The sequence below is a fragment of the Nostoc sp. DedQUE04 genome (assembly GCF_034530995.1).
Classification (GTDB): Bacteria; Cyanobacteriota; Cyanobacteriia; order Cyanobacteriales; family Nostocaceae; genus Nostoc.
This window is the reverse complement of record NZ_JAVRCA010000062.1, coordinates 15,876-34,273: the sequence shown is the minus strand read 5'-3', so window position 1 is coordinate 34,273 and position 18,398 is coordinate 15,876. Positions and strand designations below refer to the sequence as shown.

12 protein-coding genes are annotated in these 18,398 nt (G+C 39.8%); 10 read left to right on the top strand and 2 right to left on the bottom strand.

What is annotated here, in order from left to right; all coding sequences use genetic code 11:
- The first annotated feature begins 144 nt into the window (after positions 1–144).
- The 5 genes from RM049_RS30730 (at position 145) to RM049_RS30710 (ending at position 8,230) form a co-directional block, all read left to right on the top strand.
- The gene (locus tag RM049_RS30730; protein WP_322706856.1) at positions 145–1,626 is read left to right on the top strand and encodes an ABC transporter substrate-binding protein; all 1,482 of its coding nucleotides are present in this window, start codon (positions 145–147) and stop codon (positions 1,624–1,626) included.
- Between the two features lie 12 nt (positions 1,627–1,638).
- Positions 1,639–3,084: an ABC transporter substrate-binding protein gene (locus RM049_RS30725; protein WP_322706855.1), complete on the top strand. Its 1,446-nt coding sequence runs from the start codon at positions 1,639–1,641 to the stop codon at positions 3,082–3,084.
- A 94-nt stretch (positions 3,085–3,178) separates the two neighbouring features.
- Positions 3,179–5,659, top strand: coding sequence for a hybrid sensor histidine kinase/response regulator (locus tag RM049_RS30720; RefSeq protein ID WP_322706854.1), 2,481 nt, complete (start codon positions 3,179–3,181; stop codon positions 5,657–5,659).
- Positions 5,660–5,881: 222 nt separating this feature from the next.
- The gene (locus RM049_RS30715) at positions 5,882–6,694 is read left to right on the top strand and encodes a response regulator (protein WP_322686169.1); all 813 of its coding nucleotides are present in this window, start codon (positions 5,882–5,884) and stop codon (positions 6,692–6,694) included.
- Positions 6,695–7,561: 867 nt separating this feature from the next.
- On the top strand, positions 7,562–8,230 hold the full coding sequence (locus RM049_RS30710) for a sigma-70 family RNA polymerase sigma factor (protein ID WP_322706862.1): 669 nt from the start codon (positions 7,562–7,564) through the stop codon (positions 8,228–8,230).
- 563 nt (positions 8,231–8,793) lie between these two features.
- Here RM049_RS30710 and RM049_RS30705 read toward each other — a convergent pair.
- Both RM049_RS30705 and RM049_RS30700 read right to left on the bottom strand, forming a co-directional pair.
- Positions 8,794–10,368: an AAA-like domain-containing protein gene (locus RM049_RS30705; protein ID WP_322706853.1), complete on the bottom strand. Its 1,575-nt coding sequence runs from the start codon at positions 10,366–10,368 to the stop codon at positions 8,794–8,796.
- 5 nt (positions 10,369–10,373) lie between these two features.
- Entirely contained in the window at positions 10,374–11,816 is a 1,443-nt protein-coding gene (locus RM049_RS30700) for an AAA-like domain-containing protein (protein ID WP_322706852.1), read from the bottom strand.
- 649 nt (positions 11,817–12,465) lie between these two features.
- Between RM049_RS30700 and RM049_RS30695 the strand changes: the two genes are divergently transcribed.
- The 5 genes from RM049_RS30695 to RM049_RS30675 all read left to right on the top strand — a co-directional run bounded on the left by RM049_RS30695 (position 12,466) and on the right by RM049_RS30675 (position 18,397).
- Positions 12,466–12,996, top strand: a complete 531-nt coding sequence (locus tag RM049_RS30695; RefSeq protein ID WP_322706851.1) for an AbfB domain-containing protein — start codon at positions 12,466–12,468, stop codon at positions 12,994–12,996.
- Positions 12,997–13,339: 343 nt separating this feature from the next.
- Positions 13,340–14,152 (top strand): class I SAM-dependent methyltransferase, encoded by an 813-nt coding sequence (locus RM049_RS30690; protein ID WP_322664422.1) that lies wholly within the window; start codon positions 13,340–13,342, stop codon positions 14,150–14,152.
- 135 nt (positions 14,153–14,287) lie between these two features.
- On the top strand, positions 14,288–16,264 hold the full coding sequence (locus tag RM049_RS30685) for a CHASE3 domain-containing protein (RefSeq protein ID WP_322706850.1): 1,977 nt from the start codon (positions 14,288–14,290) through the stop codon (positions 16,262–16,264).
- On the top strand, positions 16,233–17,780 hold the full coding sequence (locus RM049_RS30680; protein ID WP_322706849.1) for an ATP-binding protein: 1,548 nt from the start codon (positions 16,233–16,235) through the stop codon (positions 17,778–17,780). The genes RM049_RS30685 and RM049_RS30680 overlap by 32 nt, the downstream gene beginning before the upstream one ends.
- A 173-nt stretch (positions 17,781–17,953) precedes the next feature.
- Positions 17,954–18,397 (top strand): response regulator, encoded by a 444-nt coding sequence (locus RM049_RS30675; protein ID WP_322671665.1) that lies wholly within the window; start codon positions 17,954–17,956, stop codon positions 18,395–18,397.
- The last annotated feature ends 1 nt before the right edge of the window (position 18,398 follow it).

Here is an 18,398-nt window from a genome sequence, read left to right as displayed (position 1 = left end):
CAGTAGATTTCAAGCTGTAAAGTAAACAAGCTAAATCTGTTACTCAGATATAAAGCGTGTTTTACTCCTGAATTCTGACTTCTGAATTCTGAATTCTGAATTCTGCTGTATCTATTCAGTTTAAATATAAGCTCTAGAAGTGTGGTGTCCAGAAAAAAAGCCAGTCAGATTACTCAAGTCTTGAAGAGTCAGCAGAAAGCTAAAGAAGCTTTTAGTGTAGTACCAAGACTAACCAACCGTCGCTACGCACTCATAGCATTAATTCTCGGCTTGATAATTGTTGCTTGCACTAACACATATCAATCCTCGCCTTCCCCATTTAATAAGTTATCTAGTGAAAGTACCGATTTAAGGATTTGGTGGGATAAAGGTTTTACTCAGGAAGAGGATGAAGCTCTCAAGCAACTAGTTAGTGAGTGGGAAAAACAAACTGGCAACAAAATCAAGCTTTCTTTATATTCCACAGATGAGCTAACACGGAAGATTCAAAGAGAAATTCAGGCTGGTAATCTACCTGATATTGTTACCAGTTATACTGCCGATCGAGAAATTATTCCCCGTTTAAGTTGGGAAGGCAAACTAGCAGATGTATCAGATGTAATTGAGCCACTTAAAAGTTTTTACCCAGAAAAAATCCTCAAAACTGTTCAGTCTTATAACAATGTTACTCAAAAGCGAAGCTACTATGCTCTGCCAATGAGTCAAGCAACTATTCACATTTTTTATTGGCGAGATTTGCTAAAGCAAATAGGTCGTAAAGAAAGTGATGTACCAAAAGATTGGGATGATTTTTGGGAGCTTTGGAAACAAATACAAGATGACTTGCGGACAAAACAAATACCAGATAAAAAACAGAATATTTATGGGTTAGGATTTACTTTCGGCATTAGTTCTGCTGATACATACTATTTATTTGAGCAGATTTTAGAAGCATACGACGTGCAAATTTTAGATTCTATGGATAAACTCCTCCTTGACGAGCCGAAAGTGCGTCAAGGCATTATTAACAGCTTAAAATGGTACACAAATTTTTATCAGCAAGGCTATGTCCCACCAGATGCTATAAATTGGTTGAATCCAGATAATAATCGTAGCTTACTCAATCAAAGCGTGGTGATGACTCCTAACAACTCGCTTTCAATTCCTGCTGCTGTGCGGCAAAACCCTGATACATATTATCAAAAACTTGGTATCTTAGAGTTTCCAAATAAACCTAATGGCTTGCCAATGCGCTACTTAATTACGGTTAAGGAAGCGTTTTTATTTGCCAATTCTCAGAAACAGAAACTAGCTAAGGAGTTTCTTGCATACTTAATACAACCAGAAGTGATGGGAAATTATCTCAAGGCTTCTGGAGGCCGTCATTTACCAGTTTTAACATCAGCGTGGGAAGATCCTTTTTGGAAAAATTCCAAAGATCCTTATCTCTCGACTGCCATTAATATATTTCTCAACAGAGAAACTCGCCCATTTTATTTTGTCCAAAACCCAGCCTATAGCTTGGTTTTAAAAGATAATGTCTGGGGTAAGGCGCTCAATCGAATTGTTGTAGATAAAATTTCTCCAGAGCAAGCAGCTGATGAAGCGATCGCCCGAATTAAGCAAATTTTTGACCAATGGCAGTAAGCTTTTATAAATATGACATTTAAAACAAAAGCTAGTCAAATTGCTAAAGGCTTTCATAATCAGCCGCAATATTACTATTATTGCAGATATGTGTTCATCGTATTGACACTCAGCTTGATAATTATTGCTTGTAGTAACACCTCTCAATTAAAACAATCTTCAGTCACCCATTCCCCTACTGACAACACCGTTTTAAAGATTTGGTGGGATAAAGGTTTTACTGTGGATGAAGATGAAGCAATCAAGCAGTTGGTGAGCAACTGGGAAAAACAAACTGGTAATCAAGTCAAGCTTTCCTTCTATATTGGCGATGAGCTACCGCAGAAGGCGCGTAGGGCCATTCACGCAGGTAATCCACCCGATATCATGATGAGTTACGGCGCTGAAAGAGCCTTGAATCCGCATTTGGCTTGGGAAGGGAAACTAGCGGATGTAACGGATGTAATTGAGCCAGTCAAAAATCTTTATCCTGAATATGCCCTGCAAGCTGTTAATTATTATAATAATGCTGCAAAAAAGCGAAGCTACTATGCAGTTCCAATCAATCAGGCAACGGTTCATATTTTTTACTGGCGAGACTTGCTAGAGCAAATAGGTCGCAGTGAAAGCGATATCCCCAAAGATTGGGATGGTTTTTGGGACTTTTGGAAACAAGTACAAAACGAACTGCGGGCAAAACAGCAAAAACAGGATATTTATGGGTTAGGTTTTCCTTTTTCTACTGGAGCTTCAGATACCTACATCTTTTTTGAGCATATTTTAGAAGCATACGATGTGCAAATTCTCGACTCAGAAGGTAAACTCCTGATCGACGATCCAAAGGTCATACAAAAAATTGTCCAAGCATTAGATTGGTATACCAAATTTTACCAACAAGGTTATGTACCACCAGATGCACTCAATTGGTTAAATCCAGATAATAATCGCAGCTTGCTCAACCGTATGGTGGTGATGACTCCTAACAACACCCTCTCAATTCCTTGCTCTGTGCGCCAAGATCCCGACACCTATCGCCATAAGCTTGGTATTTTAAAATTTCCCAATAAACCCAACGGCAAGCCAATGCGTTATCTACTCACACTTCGGCAAGCAGTTTTGTTCGCCGATTCCCAGCAACAGAAAAAAGCTTTGGATTTTCTTGCATATCTCACCCAATCACAGGTGATAGGTAAGTATCTGAAAGCTGCTGGAGGCTGTAATTTACCTGTCATCAAGACACTTTGGCAAGACCCATTTTGGAAAAACCCAGCTGACCCACACGTTTCAACTGCGGTCAAGACAGTGACGGAAGGTTCAACGCGGTTGTTTTATTATGTCCAAAACCCGGCATACAGCGTAGTGTTAGAGGAGAATATCTGGGGAAAAGCTCTTAATCGAATAATTGTAGATAAAATTTCTTCAAAGCAAGCAACTGATGAAGCAATTAAGCGGATAAAACAGATTTTTGCTCAATGGTAATCAATAATTATTTATATTAACTAAAGGAATAATCAATCTACATGAATAATAAAAAAGATAAATATCTTTAGAATAAGAAACAAGTTGTAAATATATGAACTTCTGGAATCAGCACCTAACTATTAAAGTTGCCAGTTCCTTCTTATTCCTATCCTTAGTAACTGTAGGTGTAGTAGGAGGATTTGCTTTTATCAATGCGAGGGAAGCTTTGAAGCAAGCTGCTTTTGAACGGCTCAGTGCTGCTGCCACTCTCAAAGAAGAAGAAATTACCCGTTGGTTTGAAGACCAAGAACGAGACTTTCTCTTAGTAACTCAGTTTCCAGACGTACAAAATAATTTTCAAATCCTTTTAAATTCCAAACCCGCCGACGCAAATTATCGAAAAGCTTACAAAGTTCTCTCAGATTATCTTGCAAATATGGCTACAATCAAGCCAAGTCTGGGAGAAATTTCCATTCTTGACCGGAGCAATCGGATTATTTTATCTACTAATAAACAGCGTGAAGGTCAATATGAAATTTCAGCTAACATCACCTATATTGAACAGATTCAGCCAGGAGACTCTTTTGCCCCCATCTTTTATGCCTCACCGATTACTGGTAAGCCATCAGTTACTTTTGCAACCCCTCTACGTGATGCAGCCAAGGTACGTCAAGGTGTCCTTTTAGCCGATCTAAATTTAGGCAGAATAGATCAAATTGTACGAGAACGTACAGGCTTAGGTAAGAGCGGAGAAACTTATTTGGTTGGTTCTTTAGTAACTAAAAACGCTTTTATTTCTAAAGATAAAAATAAAACACCGGACTTTTCTCAAGGAGTTAGCAGCCAAGGTATTGATGCAGCAATGGGTGGAATTAGCGGTCAAGGACTTTATCCAAACTATGCTGGAGTGTTAGTAATTGGGGTATATCACTGGCTCAATGACCAAGACCTAGCCTTAATGGTGGAGATGAACCAGGAAGAAGCCTTTGCGCCGGCTCAACGATTAGCAGGAACGATGATGTTAGTGGGATTCTTATCAATGGGATTTCTATTGATTGGAGTGTCTTGGCTAACGCGACAGTTAAAAATCTCTGGCGAACAGTTAGAGAACTACAGCCATAGATTAGAACTAAAAGCCAAAGAAGCCGAAACTGCCAACCGTGCCAAAAGCGAATTTCTCGCAAACATGAGTCACGAACTTCGTACTCCTCTCAACAGCATTCTTGGCTTTACTCAGCTAATGATGCGCGATTCTTCTATCAATGTTTCTCAGTTGGAACATTTAGAAATTATCAGTCGCAGTGGAGAACATTTGCTTACCTTGATTAATGATGTGTTGTCAATGTCCAAAATTGAGGCAGGTTTAACGACATTGAATAACAATAGCTTTGACTTGTACACTCTACTTGATTCACTTGAAGAGATGTTTCAAATTAAAGCAGAATCCAAAGGTTTACAGTTGATGTTTGAACGCAGACCGGAAGTTCCTAGATATGTGCATACTGATGAAAGTAAATTGCGTCAAATCTTGATTAACCTCCTTGGTAATGCTATCAAATTTACTCAAGAAGGTGGCGTCAGTTTACGAGTGAGAATGAAAGAAGAAAGTAAACTACAGCAACAAGAAGGGACACAAGTAATAAGAAACTCTCGCCCTTCATTCTTCTGGCTTCATTTTGAAGTTGAAGATACTGGGACAGGGATTGCACCTGCCGAAATTGAAAAGTTGTTTAAACCCTTTGTTCAAACAGAAGCAGGTCGAAAATCTCAGCAAGGAACAGGTTTGGGTTTAACTATTAGCCAACAATTTGTGCATCTAATGGGGGGAAGTATTACTGTTAGCAGTACTTTGGGACAAGGAACGATTTTTTCTTTCGATCTCCAAATTAGTCTAGCAGAAGTAGCTGAAGCTCCAATTCTACAGCTAAAACGACGAGTAATTGGTTTAGAGCCTAATCAACCAAAATACCGGATTTTAGTAGTTGAAGATAAATGGGAAAATCGCCAACTCTTAGTCAAGATGCTAGTATCCCTTGGCTTCGAGGTACGTCATGCTGAAAATGGTCAAGAAGGGGTGACTCTTTGGGAAACTTGGGAACCACAACTGATTTGGATGGATATGCGGATGCCTGTAATGGATGGGTATGAAGCTACTAAACAAATTAGAGCTACTTTAAAAGGTCAAGCTACTGTGATTATTGCCCTAACTGCTAGTGCTTTTGACGAGGAACGCTTTGTGGTTTTATCGGCTGGCTGCAACGATTTTGTACGTAAGCCCTTCCGAGAGGAAGTAATCTTAAATATGATGTCTAAATATTTAGGGGTGCGTTATGTATATGCAGATAAACCCCTTCAAAAAGACGAATTTGCTGAAAATTCCGACCTGAAACTTTTATCATTAGAAGAGATGCTAGCTCAGATGCCCACTGAATGGGTAGCACAGCTACACCAAGCGGCACTGTGTACTGATGAAAAGCTGATTTTTAGCTTGCTTGAGCAAATTCCTGAAGAATCTGCTCTTTTGACAAACACTCTGTCTGATTGGGTTAATAACTTTCGCATTGATAAAGTTATTGATTTAACACAACTGTAAGAAATGATTTTTGAATCAAAATTCAGAAGTCAAAACAAGAAAGTGGGGGATTGAGACCTGCCACTAATTAAATATCGCTAAATCTTCGTGTAGTGAATGCACTAGAAGATTTGGTAGGGATCTTATACTAAACTCATTGATTTACCAGTCGGACTCCAATTAAATTCTGAATTCTGATTTCTGACTTTTGAATTATTTTCTAATAAATTATTTCTAATAAATATGGATAACCATCAAGTTCAGCTACCAAAAGCAAATATTCTTGTTGTTGATGATACACCCGATAATCTGCGACTTTTATCCGCTATGCTAACTCAGGTTGGCTATGAAATTCGGAGAGTTATTAACGGACAAACAGCTTTGAAAACAGCACAAGCTGCACCGCCCGATTTAATTTTGCTTGACATCATGATGCCAGAAATGAATGGTTATGAAGTCTGTCAACATTTGAAAGCCTCAGAGAAAACCCGCGACATTCCGGTGATTTTTATTAGCGCCTTGGATGAAGTTTTTGACAAAGTTAAAGCTTTTGCAGTCGGGGGAGTGGATTATATTACCAAACCTTTTAGTGAAGAAGAGGTTTTTGCCCGTGTAGAAAATAACTTGACTATCGGAAGGTTGCAAAAACAACTGACCCAGCAAAATATACTTTTGCAGCAGGAAATTAGCGATCGCCAAAAGGCAGAATCAGCCCTGCGCCTTAGTCAGTTTTATTTAGATAAATTTAAGGATTCTATCTTTTTTGTAAATTCGGATGCCCAGCTAGTTTACGTGAATGAAGCCGCCTGTCGTCATCTTGGCTACTCCCGCGCCCAATTGTTGACCATGACTGTTTACGATATAGATCCAAATTTTTCGACGGTTACTTGGCGATCGCACTGGGAAGAAGTTAGACAAAAAGGCTCTCTCACTTTTGAGTCTAGTCAACGAACTCAAGATGGTCAGGACATAGCCGTGGAAATAACTGTCAATTATCTGGAGTTAAACGGACAAGAATACCATTGTGCTAGCGTCCGTGATATCATCTCCTACTAATATCATTTCAGCAAGCCGCTAAAGTATTTTGTATCAAAACTTCCGTAAATGAATAAGTAGTCTGAGATTGCTAGAAGATATAGCACAAGCCTTGGTGATTAGGACATCAACAGATGATAAAACTTAGACATAAAAATACTTTTCACCCAGTCCCCAGTCCCCAGTCCCTCGCTATACCTTTAGTCAAGACTTCTAATCTAAAACTGCTAACACAGGTGGGAAAAAAGATTTTTTCTGACGTTAGCAACATTTTTTACATAAATTAATAAAACTTTGACAGCAAAATTCCTGACAAATTATGACTTTTTCATGCTGTTAAAAAGTGAGTGATTCACTAAATTAAAGGTATGGTTAAAGTAAACTTCAATCCAAAACCTCAAGAAGGTCTAACTAAGTAGAAGCAGAAGGGAAAAGCCCAACAGTAACAGGTTCTTCTGATTTGCATTTTACATTTAATTATTTCCTCTTACTGAGTTGATTATGTGGATTGAATTGAATCGGCGAACAAAAGTGTATTGTCCATTGCAACCATGTTGTTATCATCTCTGATATCTGACAGATAATCATAGATAGCATCAAAAATCAAGCAAAGAAATGTTTGGCTACTGCATCAAGTCTGCAAAGTATGCCCAAAAAAAATACTTCAGGAAAGAAAATAAGATGCGAAAAAATAGTATAAACCAAGATTTTATCCCGCCTGAAGAAGCAATTCATCGTTGTATTCAGGCATCTGAGCAAGGAAATATGGATAGCATTGCTGTTAAAACTGATAATGCGAGCAACAACTCTCTGACTGTAGAAAATGTTACTACTGATTTGGATATTCAGAGTCATTCACTACCAGTAAGCCAGGAAGTCAGGCATCTGTTGTCTAGCACTTCAGTTAAGGAGGATCTAAATAAACAGCTAGCATCCTTAGTTGCCGAAGCCCGTAGACATCCACCAGGAAGCCCTCAACGTCAGAAGTTGCTCACGCAAATCATTCGTTTGACACAAGGTAAACTCTGGAAGGAAAATACTCCCTACTATCAAGACGCACTGCAACAAACTTGGTTGTATTTCTGCCGCAATGTTTGTGATGGTCTAACAGGTCAAGCCTATGACTCCACTCAAGGTAGTGTGATTAATTGGCTAGATGCTTACCTAAAACGCAGACTACAAGACTTTTATCTCAACCAAAACCGGGAAAAAGCCACAACAGTCTCCTTTAGGGTTCATCAGTCTAAGTCAGGTGAGATTGGTGAAACTATTGACCCGATAGATAATATACCAGCTACCCCCCAAGCACCTCCTATTTTGGAAAACCTGGAGACATGGGTGGAGACAGACTCGGATATGGAACTACGTAGTACTCACATTAAAGGGCGTCCAGACGTAAATTGTCAGGTATTAATTCTCAAACGCTTACCCCCGGAAGTTAGTTGGAAAGAATTATCTAAAGACTTTGGGCTGTCAATTGCGACATTAAGCAGTTTCTATCAACGGCAGTGTCTACCACGGTTGCGGAAATATGCTGAGATAGAGGATTTATTCTAAACTCAGTAAATTGAAAAGTTTTCCCAAGGTGCGATCGCTAAAAGCAGAGGCACGTAGAAAAAAGTGCTAAAACTTGTTCGTTAGTATATCTTTTATTCTGGTTAATATTTGGGTAAATCAAAACTTTTCGATTTACTGTACATAGATAATATTTATTTTTTTAAGTTTATCGAAATTTCTACTAATATAAACCATATAGCCATAAGCAAATTAATGATTGCTGTGTTATCACTGCCAAGATAATAAAATATTGATCCAAAAAGAAAAAATAATCCACTTAAAATATAATACATAACAATGTTCTCAATAAGTTTAGATTTTATACTTGGTGTAATTTGTAATAATTTTTACGGTAAACATTTAATAAGGATATTTTGATATTACCATTACAGGTTAGCAATTACAAATCTTTCATTAGTCTTAGTAGTTTTGTAGGTTGGGTGCAGCGATAGCGTAACCCAACATAAAATTTGGTGGTAATGTTGGGTTGCGTTTCACTCCACCCAACCTACAAAATATATTTTTTCAAAAACTCTAGGTTTCAACTTAGATGAGGTTTAGTATTATGGTTGATGTAGTAATTGCTTTGAGGTCACTGAACAGTGCTTTTTATACTCGAAAGTCACCATCGCCAATCCTAAAACAACTATTAATGCCCAACCGAACGCGCCTATAAAAAATAATCTTTGAAATCTAGCTGCTTTTTGCTCTTGAACTAGTCTAGCTTTAACTTCTTTAGTTCGTTCTGCTTCTAACCATGTCTCAACTTCTCGGCGATCGCATTCTTGGCTAGCTGCTAAAAACTGATAATCTAAATCGCTCAAGCTTTTGCCTTGCGACCAAGCCAGAGCTTCATGTAAAGCTGTCCCGCGTAATAGTCGGGAATTATCGCAGCGATCTGAGGCTACCCAAGCGTTAAATGCTTGGGAGTAGGGTCGTAATTTTGCTAGTTGTTTTTCTACCCAAGTTTGGTTAAAAACCTCTTCATAAATCCGGTTCTTTACTATTAGTTGCCCTTGCTGCTTGGTTACTAAACCCGACAATAGCAGTTCTATTTGTTCTTCTCCATCATCACTAGTTATCTGAATTCCTTGTAAAATTTGCTGATATAGTCCTAGCAAACCTCCAGTACGTTGCTCATTTATCAGCAGGCGATCGCGGATTGTTTTCAAATGCTCTGGATCGTCTTTTGCTTCCCATTTATCAATAATATGTGTCTGCACTAGTTTTTCTAATATTAACAAGGGAAATTGGTAATAAAAATTTATCAAATGTTGATTAATAATCGGTAAATGGTTATCCAATTTATAACGTTCATCAACTTCTATGCTTCTGTGTTCCTGAACATCTTTGCTTCCAGAGGTTCTTTCTTGCACTACTATTTGACATAGTTTTTGAGTTAGAAATGGCTGTCCATTTGTCCAAGCTAAAATTTCTTTTAGGACTGCCATTGGATTAGCTACTTTACTTTCTAAACCTGCGGCTAATGGCTGAACTTCCGATAAATTAAAACCGTGTAGTTCAATAGATTTACCAATATTAAATGGGGTACAGTTGCGATCGGCAATCAAATCTGAAGGGGTTGCGACTCCGAACAGCGCCCAAGTTAGACGGTTATATTCTGGATTTTCGGCTCGTTGATTGTAGCACGAGCGAATTAAAGTAAAAAAATCGACTACCGGGAAATTTAAACCTAAAACACTATCAATTTCATCAATAAAAATAAATATTTTTTCAGTTTTTAGTTCAACTAATAAAATGTCTTCAACAAACTGGCTCAATCGCTGTAACGCAGGTAAATCTTCCCGCTCTGACCACCAAGCTTTGATATTAACTTTGCTAAAGAGATTAAAGCTCCTTAATAAGTCAACTACTATGCCCTTATACCATTGAGCAGGAGTAATATTACCGTTGCCGATGCGAGTCATGTCGATAGAAGCACAACTATAGCCTGCTTGTTCTAATTTATGCCTTGTTTGTAACCGCAAGCTAGATTTACCCATTTGTCGGGAACTAAATACATAACAAAATTCACCTTGAATTAAAGCATTATAAAGTTCAAAATCAGCCTGCCGTTCTACATAGCTAGGAGCATCGACTTTGAGACTACCGCCAATTTGATATTCGTACTTATTCATAGCGTTTAGGTTAATTGCTCTTGGAAATATAGCTGGTACAAATCACAGCTAGGCATTGCCTGATTTCCTTCAAGTTTTACCAGACCCATACTTTCTAATTTATAAGCAGCGATCGCTTCTAGTTGTACACTTGTAGGAGAGGTAACTACCCGTTTGAGTGCGATCGCAAGTTCCGGATGTTCTTGAAGATTTGCTAGATGATGCCGTAAATAGTTGCTGTAGATGCCAGCAATTGTGGGAGCCTCTTGTAATAGCTGCTCTAGGGTTACTGTTTGATTTCCCAGGTTATAAAGAGCCAGACGAGCTAAATAAGGATGACCACCAATCATTGCTCGTAGAGGAGCCAGCTTTTCCAATCCTTTCTCACCTTGAGCCCAATCCAATCCATGACGCACTGCCAAATCCTGCATCTGCTCTAAACTAAATTCTGATAACTTAATCGGCAGTCCCACATTGAAAGGTGATTGATTAATATCTAGTGGGATATAAGCTTCAGTGGCATGAACTACTACTAATCGCAGTTTTTGCCAGATTTCTAATTCGGAAGCATCCTCATACCAAGAACGCAGTAGCGGCAGAAAATCTCTAGAGATTTCTGGATACTCGAAAATTCGATTCACTTCATCCAAAGCTAAGACTACCGGAGCGTCGATTTTTTCTAGCAAATACTCCTGTAAATACAATGTGCAGCTAACTTTGCTACCAATATCTTCATCCCAATAATCATCTAGTCTGATTTCTAGGTTCAACTGTCGGCTAATATTCGCACAAAACCAGCGTAAGAATTTTTCCAAGCTAGTGAAAACTTGACTATCTGCCCTCTGTAAACCAATCTGTACAGTGTGTACCCCAGTCTGTTTGGCATGAGTCAGAATTCTGTGCATTAGAGAGGTTTTTCCCATTTTGCTGGGGGCTTTGATTCTGATTAGGCTTCCAGGTTTATTGATTTCGGTATAGGTGCGTTCTTCAATTGGCGGACGTTCTATGTAAAAAAAGGAATTTAGGGGCACTGAGCCACCAGGATTTTCTAAAAAGTCGGGATTAGAGACTGGGGTTTTTCTTTCGTCTTGTTTTTCGATTACCAAAGAAGACGCTGATATCGCATCTTTGGCTCTGCTTGTTGGCTGAGACTGTCTCAAGACTGCTGGCACAGGTTGTAGTTTTTCTGACAAAACGCTATTTTGCGTAGGCAAAGCGCGCTGGAGGCCTCGCCGTCTCAATACTGAGCGAAAATTACTTTTTGTCACCTCCTCCCCGAAAGCTTGTGAAAGTAGCTTCCATAACTTAGAACCAACATCTTTTATATAATTGGCATCGTAACCACAGCTTTCGGCAATGTCTGGATAAGTTTGTCCTTCCCAAGCTTTACGAAATATGATTTCCTGAACATCACTTAAGCCATGTTCAAGAAATGTATCTAAAATTACTAGTGCTTCTTCTATATTCATTTGTAGAAAGAATAAAGTTTGTTTTAAATAAGACTTTAGCGGAATTTTTCAGATTTTTTTCAGTATTTACTTAAATTTAAACAGTTATACCAATTTAATTAATCTTTGCGACAGATGGATTACTTGTAGGGGCATACAGGTAGCTGCGCACCTCTACTCAGGTATCTGTTGTGTTCTTTTCCCAAATTGGTATTAGCTTTATTTACATCTGCCGCTCCAAGATATTAGGGAATGTCGCAATCCCCATTACTTAGGCAGACTAATGGGCATGAGAGTTAATTTACAGTAGTTTTCATGTATTTGAACTACACCTGTCGTAGGGGCGCAAGGTCTTGCGCCCCTAGCGCGTTGATGCCAATGGCATTAACAAAAGCTGAAATGCCTATTTTAGTAACATTCAGCCCTGATACTTTGTTCAATCTTTAACTTTCATATAAACATAGTTTTACGTAGAATTTGTTTTTTTAGAGTTTAATTAGCTCAGGATTAATACAGCAATTAATAAGAGTATTTTCATCGCACGAAGCTTTAAGCTTAAGACGAATTATGTGAATATTTCTAACTAATTTCTAGCATTTTTAGAATTAATACTACAATTCTTAAGTAAGAGCATTGTTTTGCTAAATGGTCATCTAAAAAGATTGTAGCCATGAAAAATAACCTCTTTGCACTAGCGCTAACCTTATCAGCGCTTCCTATATCTATTTCTACATCAATTAATCCTGCGATCGCAGATTCAAGTCCTGTTGAACCAGCTGTCTCAATACGAGCATTTAATCTTCGTAGCTACTATATTCGTCATCGCAATTTACTTGGCGAAGTTAGCCCCATTTCAAGTTCTCTAGACAGAGGAGACGCAAGTTTTAGAATAAGGTCAGGGCTAGCGTCTTCTAACTGTGTTTCATTTGAATCCTCAAATTTGCCAGGATACTACTTAAGACATCAAAATTTTCAAATTAGATTAGATCGCAATGACAATACTGCACAGTTAAAAGCTGATGCAACGTTTTGTATAAAACCTGGTTTAGCAAGTTTAACAAATGTTTCTTTTCAGTCATATAATTTTCCTACTTACTACATACGTCACAGAAACTTCAAGCTATATATTGACCCGTATACCACTGATAACTTGTTTTTAAACGATGCCACTTTTACACTAGTAGCACCGTTCACTCTTTAGTTAAAGTGGCTTACAAACTCAGTCATTCAATTCCTGATGGCTTGATATAGAGTAAACTGTCTTGGCGCGTTGGTACATGACTAGAGATGACAATATTCTTTTGTGAACTTCTTCATCTGTGGTTTTCCCAAACCGCCCATTTTTCTAGCAGACTCTGTACAATTTACATATAGCTATCGTTCCGGTGCTTGTTTGTTTTAACCAGCACCAGAACGATAGCTTTCTTGTGAATTGGCTCTATTAAAAACTGTCTGGAGTATTGCTCTATTGTATTTGCAGTTTATTTCTCGTTCCCAGATTGGAATCTAGGAACACCAGTAACGAGTATAAGTAGGAGATGATTATGCCGAGATGGAACGCAGAAAAAAAACAAGCGTATCGAACCGAGGTAATTCAACGTATCACCGCAGCAATGCCCTCAGTAATGCAGGAATATGCCTCAATTAATTGGGAAGAGGAACTCAAAAGCTACCATACTGAGCATGAATATTACCCTGATTATATCCACGCTCCCATTCATGGGTCAACAGATTCCTACACTAACCCTCAGTCGTGTTTAGCCTGGGATGCTGCTATGGATGCGATTATTCCCCTCAGCCACAATGTTAGTTGCCAGCAGTTGCGCGAGACAATGGCTGAACTAATTCCTGAAGACGCTCAAATTGAGACGGTGCTAGAGCTTGGTGCAGGTACGGCTGGTGGAGCGCTGGCACTGGCACAGCGGTTTCCACAGGCCACCTTTCGCATTACTGATGTTTCACCTTATATGCTGGTGATTAGTCAGCACAAATTTAACAAGGCTGGATTAAGTGAGCAGGCATCCTTCGAGCAGGTGGACGCCCGTAACACTGGCTACCCTGACAACTCCTTCGATCTTGTCACATCATCACTACTCTTTCACGAGACACCTAAAGAGTGGACGCCTAAGATTCTGAAGGAGATGTACCGGATTACCAAACCCGGAGGTTGGGTACTATATGCTGACACCTATCGGGGTGAATACGCCCTCAGTGCTTCTTTTCAAGAACCGTGGTTGGATGACTTTATCCATTTCAACTTCGAGTACGAGTTTGCGAAAGCAGGTTTTACAGAACTCAATTACATCCGCTATGCCGTGGGTTTGTGGTATATGGTTGGCCGGAAGCTAGAAATGTGAGGAAAAAACAATGACAACAGAAGTTGGCGTTGTCCCCTAGACAGTTCTGAAGCTCGTGTTCAAAGCAGCTACGTAAACAAAGTTATTTTCAAGATAGTGTCGTTTACTGTACAAGTGCTGCTATAGCATAAGTAAATGCTGCAAATTACTCAAGTTGCATTCAAACGTAGGCTGATCGGCGCGATCGCTCTGCCAATTATCCTGTTATTGTCATTGTCAGGAGTTTCAATCTGGCAAATTAACCGCCTGCTCAAGGCTATGCAATGGGTCGATCACACTAATCAAGTCATTGCCAGAGCAAATGCCTTACAAAAACTGTTACTGGATCTAGAGACAGGAGTACGTGGATACCAGATTACAAGTAAGCCAGAATTTCTTGAACCTTATCAGCAAGCTAACTCTACCATTAATACTACTTTTGATGAGTTGGGTGATTTAGTTTCAGATAATCCCCAACAAAATCAACGCTTAAGGCAAATCAAGGCAGAGGAAACAGGCTGGAAGAACTCTATTTCTCAAGCGATCGCCCGCAAACAAAGAGGTGAAACTGAACCCCTATCAGCAATTCAGGTTCGCAAACAGAGCATGGACGCGATGCGAAATCAAATTAGTGATTTTATTGCTACTGAAGAGCAGCTACGGTATCAACGCAACCAAGCAGTCCAACAGACTACTGAGCGAGTCATCTTTACTAGCATAATCCTGTCGCTTGCTGCTGGTGGCATCCTTGCCTTTTTTATTCGGCGGCAAATTACACATGTGTCTGACAATTACGAGAATGCTCTCAAAACTGCGCAAGTACAAACTGAAAATGTTCAGCTTTCTGCCCGCAGACTTGCTGCTTTACATAATATTGACCGCGCAATTCTAGCAGCTGAGTGTATCAAATCTTTAGTCCGAAGTGCGCTGACACAAATGCGTCAGTTAGTACCCTATGAGCAAGCATTTGTTGCCCTATTTAATTTTGAGGCAGGTACAGCTGAGATTGTCGCAGGCAGCAGCACTAAAGAATTACAACCGCTTGAAGGTACAAAGATGGCAGTATCAGACTTTGCGCCCGATCAAAGCTTACGGCAAAACCTTAGTTATGTTAAAGACTTGACAAATGTTGAGCTTTACCCACCTATTTTAGCACAGCTGTATGCAGCGGGAATGCGTTGTTGTTTGCGGATTCCGATGTTAGTTGAAGAAACGCTACTAGGAGAACTCAACTTAGCGGCGACTCAGACAGCTGTTTTTGATGCTCAAGCACAAGATGTTGTGGTAGAGGTGGCGGCTCAGTTAGCGATCGCTATCCAACAATCTCTGCTACGCGAACAACTTCAAAATTACGCTTTGGAACTAGAACAGCGTGTTGCCGAACGTACTGCACAGTTGCAAGAAACAAATCAAGAGCTAGAAGCGTTCACTTACACGATATCGCACGATTTACGCGCACCGTTACGTACTATGCAAGGCTTTGCTCAGGCATTGCAAGAAGATTACACAGATAAACTAGACTCCGTTGGGCAAGAATACATTCAATATATTACAGAGGGTGCAGTCCAAATGGACACCCTAATTGCCGAACTCCTAGCATACAGCCGCCTCAGCCGTGCCCAAATTCAAATGCAAAAAGTTGATTTAACTGATGTTGTCGAAGAAGCTTTAAAACAACTCAGCACACAACTTCAGGAACAGCTTGCACAAATCACGGTGGTAAAACCCTTGCCGCTAGTGATGGCTCATCGCTCTACCCTTGTTCAGGTAGTAACCAATATACTCAGCAATGCGATGAAATTTGTGCAGCCTGGAATACAGCCAAAACTAGAAATCTATGCAGAGGAGCAGCAAGATTCGATACAATTGTCTATTGTAGACAACGGCATCGGCATTGCACCAGAACATCAAGAGCGCATTTTTCGGGTGTTTGAACGACTGCATGGCGTGGAAATCTATCCAGGTACTGGTATTGGTTTAGCAATTGTTCGCAAAGGGTTAGAGCGAATGAGCGGTCGAGCCGGAGTAGAATCGCAATTAGGTACTGGTAGTCGCTTTTGGATTGCCCTGCCAAAAGCCGTTCCTCACAGCAACGATACGAATGACGCAAGTACTCCGCATTCTGATAATTGATGATAATCCAGGCGATCGCGCCTTAACGATCCGAGAACTGAGGCGAGAATTTCCGCAATTTCAACCTCAAGAAATTCGCGAAGCCTCTAGCTTTGCTAGTGCAGTAGCAGCAGGCGAATTTGATTTGGTTATTACCGACTATCAACTGGGCTGGAGTACTGGACTAGAAGTTTTATATACAATTAAGCAACAGTATCCAAACTGTCCAGTGATTATGTTTACTAATACAGGTAGTGAAGAAATTGCGGTAGAGGCAATGAAGTCTGGGCTAGATGATTATGTCCTCAAATTACCCAATCGCTACATTCGGATACCAGCTGCTGTGCGACTTGCACTAGAACGAACAGAAATCAAACGACGAGCTACCTTACTTGAAATCCGTCTTCAAGGTTTGCTCAACCAATTAAAACTAGGTATATTTCGTATTTATCCAGATGGAAATTTTATTGAGTGTAACCCAGCGTTTCTGGAATTGTTGGGGCTGGATTCATTATCACAAGCCTCAGCGATGAATCTATTGAACATCCATGAATACTACTCAATACTACAAAAACTGCTGCCACCTCAACAGCAAGAGCAAGAGATTCAATTACAACGAGCAGATGGAAGATTTATTTGGGTAGGATTAAGCATAGCTCTAAATACAGTTGAGGGACAACAGGTACTAGATGGCTTAATTGAAGATATTACATCTCGTAAACAAGCTGAAATTGAAATTCAGCAACTCAACCAAACCTTAGAAGAGCGAGTCAGGGAGCGCACTGCTGAATTAGAAGTAGCAAATCGAGATTTAGCGCAGAGAAATCAGGAATTAGCAGTAGCTAATCAAGATTTAGAAGCATTTAGTTATTCAATTTCCCACGATCTGCGAGAACCATTACGCGCTATCCAAGCCTTTGGTTCAATCCTCCTAGAGAACCAGGATAGGGAATCTAACCTAGAGAACCAACAAGACTATTTGCAGCGCATTATTGCAAGTACACAGCAAGCAGACAAGCTTGTTCAAGATTTGCTTGAATACAGTCGCCTCAGCCGGACTGAAATGCCATTACAACCTATTAACTTATCTTTATTAATGATACAAATACTGAGACAGCTAGAATTAGAGATAACACAGCGACAGGCGAGAGTGCAGGTTGAAGAGCCTTTAGCTGAAGTTACGGGAAACCCTACTATTTTGATTCAAGTAGTTACCAATTTGCTAACCAATGCGATTAAATTTGTTGCACCGGAAGTTCAACCTCAGTTACGGATATGGACTGAAAAACGTAATCAATTGGTTCGCTTATGGGTACAAGACAATGGCATTGGTATTGAGGAAACACACCATAAACGCATTTTCAATATTTTTGAGCGCCTACACAGCTATGAAGTTTATCCTGGTAGTGGTATCGGTTTAGCAATTGTCCGCAAAGGAGTCGAACGTATGGGTGGACAAGTTGGTGTAGAATCCCAACCTGGACAAGGAAGCCGATTTTGGATAGATTTACCTATAGTTATAGATGTAAATCCCTAAAATTTTTCAATCCTCTTGATTACGGGCAAACATAAAATTCTTTCTACGGTCTTAAATATTTAGTGCAAAACCCTTGCCCTACGCTCTGGGGCACACAGTAAGTTTTGAAAAACTGTCTTTCCCCCTGCCCCCTGCCCCCCGCCTCCACCTCTGCCTTTAAAGACAAAAATTTCATGAGTAAAGAGCAAGACACTATTTTACTTGTAGAGGATAATCACAAAGATGTGCTTCTGCTGCAACGCGCGCTCCGCAAGGCTAACATTGTCAATCCAGTTCAAGTTGTAAATGATGGCGATGCAGCAGTGTTGTATCTGTCTGGGCAGGAACCTTATGGCGATCGCACTCGTTATCCCTTGCCTGTACTAATCTTGCTCGATCTGAAACTCCCCCGTAGATCCGGGGCTGAGGTTTTGATGTGGTTACGGCAACAACCAGAACTCAAGCGCTTACCAGTCGTAGTTCTCACCTCATCGAGGGAGTATGCCGACATCAATCATGTCTATGACATAGGTGTAAATGCTTACATAGTTAAACCAGTTATTTTTAACGAATTAGTAGAAATTGTTATAACCCTCAATCTCCACTGGATTATGTTTAACGAAAGACCGCAATTTTGAA

Coding starts and splice junctions, on each gene's coding strand:
- RM049_RS30725 (WP_322706855.1), top strand. CDS start 1,639: ATGACATTTAAAACAAAAGCTAGTCAAATTGCTAAAGGCTTTCATAAT.
- RM049_RS30720 (WP_322706854.1), top strand. CDS start 3,179: ATGAACTTCTGGAATCAGCACCTAACTATTAAAGTTGCCAGTTCCTTC.
- RM049_RS30700 (WP_322706852.1), bottom strand. CDS start 11,816: ATGAATATAGAAGAAGCACTAGTAATTTTAGATACATTTCTTGAACAT.
- RM049_RS30675 (WP_322671665.1), top strand. CDS start 17,954: ATGAGTAAAGAGCAAGACACTATTTTACTTGTAGAGGATAATCACAAA.
- RM049_RS30705 (WP_322706853.1), bottom strand. CDS start 10,368: ATGAATAAGTACGAATATCAAATTGGCGGTAGTCTCAAAGTCGATGCT.
- RM049_RS30680 (WP_322706849.1), top strand. CDS start 16,233: ATGACGCAAGTACTCCGCATTCTGATAATTGATGATAATCCAGGCGAT.
- RM049_RS30695 (WP_322706851.1), top strand. CDS start 12,466: ATGAAAAATAACCTCTTTGCACTAGCGCTAACCTTATCAGCGCTTCCT.
- RM049_RS30715 (WP_322686169.1), top strand. CDS start 5,882: ATGGATAACCATCAAGTTCAGCTACCAAAAGCAAATATTCTTGTTGTT.
- RM049_RS30690 (WP_322664422.1), top strand. CDS start 13,340: ATGCCGAGATGGAACGCAGAAAAAAAACAAGCGTATCGAACCGAGGTA.
- RM049_RS30685 (WP_322706850.1), top strand. CDS start 14,288: ATGCTGCAAATTACTCAAGTTGCATTCAAACGTAGGCTGATCGGCGCG.